The sequence below is a fragment of the Endozoicomonas sp. SESOKO1 genome, assembly GCF_024606265.1.
Classification (GTDB): domain Bacteria; phylum Pseudomonadota; class Gammaproteobacteria; order Pseudomonadales; family Endozoicomonadaceae; genus Endozoicomonas.
On the sequence record NZ_JAHHPP010000329.1, the window covers coordinates 1 to 9,555 of the forward strand.

Genomic DNA, 9,555 nt, shown 5'->3' on the forward strand with positions numbered 1-9,555 from the left:
GAAAATTCTCGAAGATAGATATGCCAAATAATCAAGAAGTATCCCATGAGACTACAGGCGTTATGAGGGTTCCAGATAAACGTGGCAGCGTCGTTCTTATCACTGGCGGTACATCAGGAATAGGAAGGGCAACAGCCCTTGCTTTTGCCAGAAACAACTCAACGGTGCTGGTCTGTGGCAGGCGTGAGGATGCCGGGGAACAAACGGTTGATGCCATTCGTCGTCTGGGCGGTAACGGAATGTTTATTCGGGCGGATGTTTCCGATCCGGATGAGGTTCAGTCGATGTTTGCTGTTATCCGTGACCAGTACGGCACCCTCGACTGTGCCTTCAATAATGCTGGCAACCATTGTATTCCCAAGCCGCTGACAGATACCTCCACGGCAAGCTGGAATGCGACTATTGCTACCCATCTGACCGGAACCTGGCTGTGCATGAAACATGAACTGGTCATGATGAGCGCCTGTAGTCGGGGTGTGATTATCAATATGTCATCAGTTGCAGGCTTGGCGGGGACGTCGGGGTTGTCCGCTTATACCGCTGCCAAACATGCAGTGATTGGCTTAACAAAAGTGGCAGCACTGGAATATGCCACACAGGGAATTCGGGTCAATGCACTGGCCCCGGGTGGGATCCTGACCAATGTTACGGCCTCGTTGCCAGATGAATGTCGTCAAGCCCTGGCCGACTTTCATCCGCTAAAAAGACTTGGAACGCCTGATGAGGTCGCGAATGCGGTGGTGTGGTTATGCTCAGATGAGGCATCGTTCATTACTGGCAACATCTTTACTATTGATGGTGGCGTTACTGCCGGTTATACACCCTTGTAGCCAGGAGCCTGTCCGAGAACAGTTTTTTGCCAATTTTATTTTGTATGCTGTGGCAATGATGCTGCCATAGCGTGTCAGATACACAAGCGTAGTCTTCTTCAGATAAGGCAGTTTCCAGTTGTGACAGTGCATGATGAATAACGATTGATTCCGAGAATGGGTTCGCTAGTAAATCTTTCAGCTCTGAACGCTGACGGAAAGTGTTGATCTGTTGATAAATGCTGACAATATCCCCGGGATGACAAGCTCTGGTTATAGTCATCACCGGTTCTGAAGTTGTCTTGTCCTCCTGCATATTGGTATATACCTGGTCTGCAACAACACAAAGCCGTAAATTACCAAGGCGCTTCAAATCCTGAAAGCTCAGTTCGCCTTGTTTAACCGGGAATTCATAACCTTTCAGTGTACCTATTGGATCATTAACGGATGAATATAGCAGCGATTGGCCAAGCCTCAGAAAATAAAGCGCTGAAAGAGGAACGCTATAAATATCAGTAACAGAATACTGCATAGTATGCGCTATGGTTTTATGGCCGTTTTCATCCAAAAAGTTATAAATGGCTATCGCCATCAGGCAAATATGGTTTCTGTATGATTGGTCAAACTTGCTATTGTTGGCAAGATTATAAATTTCCTGAATGAATGCAGTCGTGTGTTTTTTCAAATTTTTATAATAAATTGCTTCCATTGCTAAAACATCAGGATTTTTTAACCGATTAATCTGATGCCTGGTCAACAAAGCCGATATTTTTGTTTTATCCATGCTGGATAGCAACACCATTTCACTGAATTCTTCCAGCTTGTTAACGCTATTACTATACATGTCGTCTAATTCAGAAGGCGTGATAAGACGCTTTGCCAGATCCTTGAAAAGTACATCAGCTACGCCATCGGACCGGGGATCAATTTTCAGGTTGTCCTGTTGCAGAGCACCAGGGTCAAGTACAGATGCGAATCTTTCCCCAAACGCTGCACTTTTGGCAGCAGCCGTATTAAGTGAAGCATCTTGCTGGTTGTCAGGACCAGGGATGAAGTTAGCTAATGTCGATGACAAATTATCCATTACCGATATACAACCGTCATTCAGCACCTGAATAAGAGTTTATCATTAATGTCTTTTGCCTGATTAATGATTTATTCCAACATCCCCCAGAACTTCAGCAAGACTGGACCGGGAAAGCTGCCCCTGCAACTGCCCATCGTCATCAACAACAGGGAGGGGAAAGTCGGTGTCCAGAGTATCGGGAATAACGGACTCCAGTATTGAGTCTGCCTGAATAGTCGGCACCGTCTCAATCAAAATCGAGGAGACTTTCTTGTGGCTCCCCTTCTGCACGGCCTGCTCAAGGGTCTGTTGAAGAATCACACCCTGATAGCCATCATCATTAACGTAATAGCCAAAGTCTTCAGAGGTCTTTTTCATCTGACTCAAGGCTTCATCAATGGTTTCCGCAGTAATGCGGCAGGCCGGAGGTTTCATCACCGTTTCTACGGTCAATGCCCGGGCACGGTTAACATCCTTAACAAACGCTTCCACATAATCCGTGGCCGGATTCAACAGAATATCTTCCGGAGCCCCCTGCTGGACCAGCTCACCATCTTTCAGAATGGCAATGCGATCACCCAGCCTCAACGCTTCATCCAGGTCATGGGTAATAAAAACAATGGTTTTCTGGAGCTTACTCTGCAACCCGATCAACTGATCCTGCATCTCACTGCGAATCAGTGGATCAAGGGCAGAGAAAGCTTCGTCCATCAATAGAATGTCCGCATCGGTGCACAGCGCCCTGGCCAGACCAACCCTCTGCTGCTGCCCTCCCGAAAGCTGAGAGGGGTATTGCTGCTCATAACCTGCCAGCCCCACGGTATCCAGCCATTGCGCCGCTTTCTTCAGCCGCTCTGCTTTGGCAACACCCTGAACCGACAGACCATAGGCAACATTATCTATGACCGTCCGGTGCGGCATCAGGCCAAAACGTTGAAAGACCATGGACATCTTTTGACGCCGGAAGCTTTCCAGCTCTTTGGCGGAAAACCGGGTAATATCGATGCCATCCACCAGGATCTCCCCCTCAGTGGGATCGATCAACCGATTAAAATGGCGAATCAAGGTGGACTTACCGGATCCGGAAAGCCCCATAATCACAAAAATCTCGCCCGCCTTGACGTCCAGGTTGATATCCCTGAGCCCAAGCGTATGCCCGGTATCAGCCAGAATCTGATCCTTGGATTCCCCCTGATGAACCCGGGACATAACCTTTTCAGAGTGTTTCCCGAATAATTTGTACAGGCCACGAATCTGGATCAGAGGTTTTGTCTTGTCACTGTTATGCATGCTCAGCGCCTCCCAGATGTTTCTGGGTTCTGCGGGCATAAGCCTGAGAAACCCGGTCAAAGATGATCGCCAGGGCAACAATGGCAAGACCATTGAGCAGCCCCAGGGTGAAATACTGATTGGTAATGGATTTCAGTACCGGCTGCCCCAGGCCCTTGACGCCAATCATGGAAGCAATCACCACCATGGCCAGCGCCATCATAATGGTCTGGTTAATACCGGCCATAATGGTAGGCATTGCCAGTGGCAGCTGTACCCCCCACAACCGTTGCCACGGGCTGGCACCATAAGCGGTAGCGGCTTCCAATACCTCTTTATCCACCAGCCGAATCCCCAGGTTGGTCAGTCGAATAACCGGTGGAATGGCATAAATAACCACCGCGATCACACCGGGAATCTTGCCAATCCCCAGCAACATCACCACCGGAATCAGATAAACAAATGCCGGCATGGTCTGCATGATATCCAGCATCGGCGTTACCAGCTTCTGCACCCGGTCAGAACGGGCCATGGCGATACCGATTGGAATGCCCAGCACCAGGGAGAGCAAGGTGCATACCGTGATAACACTCAGGGTTCTCATGGTATTTTCCCACATACCAAAATAACCAATGGTCAGCAGGGAACAGACAACACCGAGGCACAGCTTCCAGGAACGGCTGGCGGCATAGGCCAAACCGGTGATTATCGCCAGTATCAGTAACCAGGGAGAGCTGATCAGCAGGTTTTCAAACCAGACAAGAAAAGAGAGTAACGGATCAAAAAACGACTCAATCAAATCGCCATGTTCCCGGGAAAATTCCCGGTAGGCACCATCCAGAGTCTTTCGCAAAGCGATCAGGTCACTGCGTTCCATATCCGGAAACTCAGTAACCCAGGATTCCTTAGCCATACACTTCAGCCTTTATTATGGGTGATTGGCACAGTATTCAGAGTATGGAGTTTACGCCTTTCGACTCCGCTCAAGACGAACAGAGTTTGGAGGCCAATAAATAAACCCATCAATAGCACCAGTGATGACTTTAGAGAGCCGCAAGCTCTTGCTTTATTTTTGCCACCACATCAGCAGGCAACCACTGGGACCAGACGGACTCATAGTTGGTCAGGAAATGCTCCATGGCGATTTCACCATCCGCCTGGTTTTCTTCCATCCAGGCCAACAGCTCATTCATTTGCTGATTGGTAAATGATCGTCTTGCCAGGTACTCATACGCTGCAGGCGCCTTGAGGGCAAAGCGTTCCGTGGTAATGGTGTTGACCGGTGATGGTGGGTACATGGTCACTTTGGGAGACTCACAATCTTCTTTGGTGATGCAGTTGATGAATTCATCAACATCAACACCTGAGCCAAAATCCACTTTTACCATTTCATACTTACCCAGTACCGCCGAGGGTGCCCAGTAATAGCCAAACCAGGCCTCTTCCCGCTCATAGGCTTTGGCAATGGCGCCGGACATTCCGGCACCGGAACCCGGATCAACCAGATCAAATCCATAGTCTTCAAGCTCCAGCGCCCTGAACAAATTGCCAGAATTAATCTGGCAGTTCCAGCCGGCCGGACAACCGTAAAAGGCCGACAGGCTTGAATCTTCCGGATGCTTGAAGATCGCAGAATTCTTTTTAATACCCTTGATGGTTTTCAGGTCGGGGTCTTTTTCTACCATATATTTCGGCACCCAGAACCCTTCCTCGCCACCTTCTGAGAGTGATTTGCCCGCATAACGGAGACGCTTTTCCTCTACGCCTTTATCGAAAGCCTGCCTCATGGAGTTACTCCACATTTCCGGAGCAATATCCGGCTCTCCTTTTTCAACCATGGAGGCTCCTGTCGCCATGGTGTTACCGGGCACCAGCTCCACATCACAGCCAAAGACATTCTGGAGAATAAATTGATCAACGTGAGCCATCAGCGTTGCCGAGTTCCAGTTCATATCAGCAATAGTGACATCGCCACATTCATCAGCCGAGACAGAGGCGGCAAATGGGAGGGAAGCAGCCATTAAGGCAGCGACAGACAGTGTGCTTTTTAGCATGTGTAATCCTGTTTTTATCAATCCATTTCTGATACCGGGCTGTGCCTGGCTCTACTGGCTGGCGTAGAAAGCTGGGAATAAGAATTTCTGCTCCAGTCGGTTGTCCATCAATAGAGAACCTTGTACAAGCAGAAATTTTTAAGCCCATTTTCCAGCATCGGGCACTTAACCCGGATATCAACTTACACCTCTAATGATTAGATTTCAAATTACTTTCACCGGTCCACCAGTCATTCTCACAGAGAAAAAGACGAAAAAATCAGACAATCAAGGCTCTGTCCCACCAATATCCAGAAGCGGCGCTGCATCAATGGACTCAGCATCCATCATGGCTGCAACCCTTTGCAGAGAAGACAGGACCTGCGTTTTCTCCCAGGGCTCCAGAGCCTCAAAACGCTCAATAAACTGTTCATGCAATAGAGCCGGCGCTGTTGCCAATACAGAGCGTCCGAGCTCTGTCAACCGTGCGTTAACAATTCTTTTATCACTGACACTTCGGACTCGTTCCAGATACTGCCGCTCTTCCAGCCGATTCAAAATGGTGGTAACTGTCGCCTGACTCAGGGAAACATCCTGGGAAATCCGCTTGACCGTCACATCACCGAGATCACTGATTGCCTTCAACACCATGATCTGGGGCGTTGTCAGCCCACAGGCCTTGATCATACGTTTTGAGTGCAGATCCGTTGCACGTATTATGCGCCTTAGAGAAATAAGTACGTCAGTCCAGTAACACGGTTCAGTCATACAATTTACCCATTGAAACGGTTTGAAAAACATGAGTGCTTATTTGCCACAAAACAAACAGCAAAACAAACATAATTTGATCTCAAATAATTTGAACTGTAACATATTTCTCCTAGACTCCTAATTTAAAGTTGTAAACAGGATCCGCTTCATGTTAATACCCTCAGAGCGCTGACGGACTTCTTGCACATAGCTCCAAACCCAAACGATCAAATTGATTTTGACTACTTAGCAAGAGCCTTCAGCATGTCACAACAGAAAATCCCAATGCCTTCCGGGCAAACCATCAACCCTCCCGTATTCTTTGGTTCAGCCATTTTAATACTGATATTGGTCGGCTATACGGTTTTTTTCCCTGAAGATGCCAGTAGCCGCTTTACACACCTCCAGTCCAGCATCATGACCAACGCCAGCTGGTTTTATGTCATGGCGGTGGCACTGATCCTCCTGTGCGTAGCCTTCCTGGGGCTATCCCGATACGGTGATATAAAGCTGGGTCCTGATCATGCCGAACCCTCATTCAGCTTTGGCTCCTGGTTCGCCATGCTCTTTTCTGCGGGCATGGGCATCGGCCTGATGTTTTTCGGTGTCGCCGAGCCGGTTATGCACTTCCTGTCTCCACCGCTGGGTGAGCCTGGTACGGTGGAAGCCGCCAGAGAAGCCATGAAACTCACCTTTTTCCACTGGGGTCTTCATGCCTGGGCGATTTATGCCATCGTGGCGCTGATTCTTGCCTTTTTCGGTTACCGGCATAACTTGCCGCTCACTCTCCGCTCCGCCCTTTACCCCATCATCGGTGACCGTATTTATGGCATTCCCGGCCATACCATTGATGTGTTTGCCATATTGGGCACCATTTTTGGTGTTGCAACTGCGCTGGGCTATGGGGTTTTGCAGGTTAACTCGGGGCTGAACTACCTTTTCGGTATCGACATCAGCACACAGACACAGGTTATTCTGATTGTGGTCATCACGGCACTGGCCACCATTTCTGTGGCGACAGGCCTTGATAAAGGCATCCGACGCCTGTCAGAAGCCAACCTGCTACTGGCACTGATGTTATTAGTGATGGTGGTACTGCTCGGACCCACCGTTCTGCTGTTGCAGATGTTCGTGCAAAACACCGGTGGTTACCTGTCTGACATCGTCGGCAAAACCTTCAATCTTTATGCCTATGAGCCCACCGAGTGGCTTGGCGGCTGGACGTTGTTCTATTGGGCCTGGTGGCTCTCCTGGTCACCCTTTGTCGGTATGTTTATTGCCCGTATTTCCAGGGGCAGAACCATCCGTGAGTTTGTCACCGGCGTTCTATTCGTACCAACAGGCCTGACCCTGATCTGGATGACCGCTTTTGGCAATACCGCCATTGATATGATCATGAACCGGGGCATGACCGGTTTGGGTCAGGCCGTAGCAACCGATGTACCCATTGCGCTGTTCAGGTTTCTGGAATATTTCCCGTTCTCAAATGTACTCTCGATGGTAGCCATTGCCATGGTCGTGATCTTTTTTGTCACCTCCTCCGACTCCAGTGCCATGGTTGTCGATATGCTCGCCTCCGGAGGCAACAGTAAAACACCGCTCTGGCAGCGGGTGTTCTGGTCCAGCCTGATTGGTGTTGTAGCCATGGTACTGTTATTGGCCGGTGGCCTGCAGGCCCTGCAAACGGTGACCATTGCCTCTGCACTGCCTTTTTCCATCGTACTGTTGGTGTCGGCTTATGGCTTACTGAAAGCGCTGGCTGTGGATGCTGCCAAGAAAGCCAGCCTGGAAAGAACCACACTCACCCCCAAAGTCGGTCATAAACCGATTCCCTGGCAGAACCGGCTGGCGACGATGGTCAGCTTTCCCCGACGGGCCCATGTCAGTCGCTTTATTCAGGATGTTGCTCTCCCGGCTATGGAGTCCGTCGCATCAGAACTGGGCAAACAGGGGGTAGAAAGCACGATTCAACTGGATACCGAAAAACAGATACCCAGCCTGGTGGTACTCCACGGCGATGAAGTGGACTTCTTTTACAAAGTAACTCCCCGCTCTTACCTTCAGCCCAGCTTTATGCTGGACGAGGACGATGAAGAAGAACGCAAATACTTCCGTGCCGAAGTTTTCCTGAGAGAAGGCGGTCAGGGTTACGACATTATGGGCTGGACCGGTGACCAGGTCATTGGTGATATTATCGATCAGTATGAAAAGCACATGCATTTCCTGCACATGGTTCGATAAATAGATACTCCATCAAACCATCCTGCCGACATTTCGCCTGGGCTTATGTCACAAAAGTCTCTGGTTGGGGGAAAGAGACTTTTAAAACAATAAACGCAACGGCAAGAAGCTGGTGCAGAACAGCGCAGATACCCATACGACACAGATTCGCTATTTAATGTACGGGTAGACAAAGTCAAACTGCTGACCGGTCAGGTTAATGGTCACTTTTGAATGGTATGAGGCATCGTAACGCTCCATCCAACCATCAGCAGTAATGTGGTAATTGTTGTTACTGCCATCCCTGGTCAGATGCCCGGCAAGATTCCCGGTCAGGGTTTTCCCATATACGTTAATCCCTTTAAAGAAAAAGCTGAAATTGACCCCACTGCAAACATTCACCAGATCGGCATTACTGCTATAGGGGATTACAACATACTGTTCTTCACGGCCCGCCTTTGGCTTAAGCTTGAGCCTCATCACCATCATGCCAGCGTCGCTGACATGCAGGTAAAGTACCAGTTTAGCCAGCCATAGCTTTTCCGTTGTCGAAATACTGTAAGCATCAAAACGATAGGTCCCGGCTGGAATTTGACAGGCAGTAACCGATGACCAGTCCGGGTACATCGGCTGCGTATGGGCAGGTGCGGTTCTGTAACCACGATATGAGTAGTCCTGCGAGGGTGGGTATAATGGCCCTTCCGGATAAGGATGGGCCGGAACATCAGGATAGGGTGGAGGGTTAAACCGTTCAAAACCGATCGGCGCACCAAGAACAACCGATGGTAATAAAAGGATAATAAATCTATACAGTTTCATAACAGTAAACAGTTATTCTTCCGGATTGTTTTACGGTCTGTGAAGAATAGGCCATTTACCCGTGTTTACAGGGTATCCACGAAATAAATACCAGACTCAGATACCCGTAATCAAAGCCAGGTAGTTACTGTTGGCCTGTATCAAGCGACGCTTATCTATTTCCTAAGCGTTACCAAACAGCATCTGCAACAATCCGTTAGTTGCATTATCGAGAATCCCACCGTACTTTTGGCACCCTTGGGTTTCCCTTGTTACCCTGTCCAGAATCATGCGTTGTAACCGCGCTACCGTACTGTCATAGCCGTGATCTTTTGCCCATTTCAGCTTTCTGACCAGAGTGCTCCTGGCTTCATCCGTCAGCGTTGACCCAGTCCCCTCAATGGTGCCTTGTAACCGCTCTGCGGTATCGTAATCGCTGTACTCTATTGCTCGTATCAGATATCCACTCAGTGTGTCCCGGGCCTGGTCCGTCAGTGTTGACCCAGCCCCCTCAATGGCGCCTTGTAACCGCTTTGCGGTATCGTAATCGCTGCGCTCTATTGCTCGTATCAGAGATCCACTCAGCGTGTCCCGGGTTTGGTCCGTCAGC

General features: G+C 49.3%; 9 protein-coding genes. 2 read left to right on the forward strand and 7 right to left on the reverse strand.

The window, feature by feature from the left end:
• Window positions 1-830: SDR family NAD(P)-dependent oxidoreductase (locus KDK13_RS14910; RefSeq protein ID WP_257285766.1), on the forward strand; the 830-nt coding region annotated here is incomplete at its 5' end.
• Here the strand turns inward: KDK13_RS14910 and KDK13_RS14915 are convergent.
• The 5 genes from KDK13_RS14915 to KDK13_RS14935 form a co-directional block, all read right to left on the reverse strand.
• Entirely contained in the window at window positions 805-1,893 is a 1,089-nt protein-coding gene (locus KDK13_RS14915; protein WP_257285767.1) for a hypothetical protein, read from the reverse strand. The two genes, KDK13_RS14910 and KDK13_RS14915, sit on opposite strands and share 26 nt — an antisense overlap.
• Window positions 1,894-1,956: 63 nt before the next feature.
• Window positions 1,957-3,165 (reverse strand): glycine betaine/L-proline ABC transporter ATP-binding protein, encoded by a 1,209-nt coding sequence (locus tag KDK13_RS14920; protein ID WP_257285768.1) that lies wholly within the window; start codon window positions 3,163-3,165, stop codon window positions 1,957-1,959.
• Window positions 3,158-4,057, reverse strand: coding sequence for a proline/glycine betaine ABC transporter permease (locus tag KDK13_RS14925; RefSeq protein WP_257285769.1), 900 nt, complete (start codon window positions 4,055-4,057; stop codon window positions 3,158-3,160). Before KDK13_RS14925 ends, KDK13_RS14920 begins: the two co-directional genes overlap by 8 nt.
• Before the next feature lie 130 nt (window positions 4,058-4,187).
• Window positions 4,188-5,198 (reverse strand): ABC transporter substrate-binding protein, encoded by a 1,011-nt coding sequence (locus KDK13_RS14930; RefSeq protein ID WP_257285770.1) that lies wholly within the window; start codon window positions 5,196-5,198, stop codon window positions 4,188-4,190.
• Between the two features lie 267 nt (window positions 5,199-5,465).
• Window positions 5,466-5,945, reverse strand: a complete 480-nt coding sequence (locus KDK13_RS14935) for a MarR family winged helix-turn-helix transcriptional regulator (RefSeq protein WP_257285771.1) — start codon at window positions 5,943-5,945, stop codon at window positions 5,466-5,468.
• Window positions 5,946-6,191: 246 nt separating this feature from the next.
• Here KDK13_RS14935 and KDK13_RS14940 point away from each other — a divergent pair, with 246 nt between their 5' ends.
• A complete protein-coding gene (locus tag KDK13_RS14940) occupies window positions 6,192-8,168 on the forward strand; it encodes a choline BCCT transporter BetT (RefSeq protein WP_257285772.1) in 1,977 nt (658 codons plus the stop codon).
• Window positions 8,169-8,318: 150 nt separating this feature from the next.
• On the opposite strand, the gene KDK13_RS14945 is transcribed toward KDK13_RS14940, so the two are convergent.
• Window positions 8,319-8,966: a hypothetical protein gene (locus KDK13_RS14945; protein ID WP_257285773.1), complete on the reverse strand. Its 648-nt coding sequence runs from the start codon at window positions 8,964-8,966 to the stop codon at window positions 8,319-8,321.
• 162 nt (window positions 8,967-9,128) lie between these two features.
• The coding region (locus KDK13_RS14950) for a hypothetical protein (RefSeq protein WP_257285774.1) at window positions 9,129-9,555 on the reverse strand (427 nt) is incomplete at its 5' end.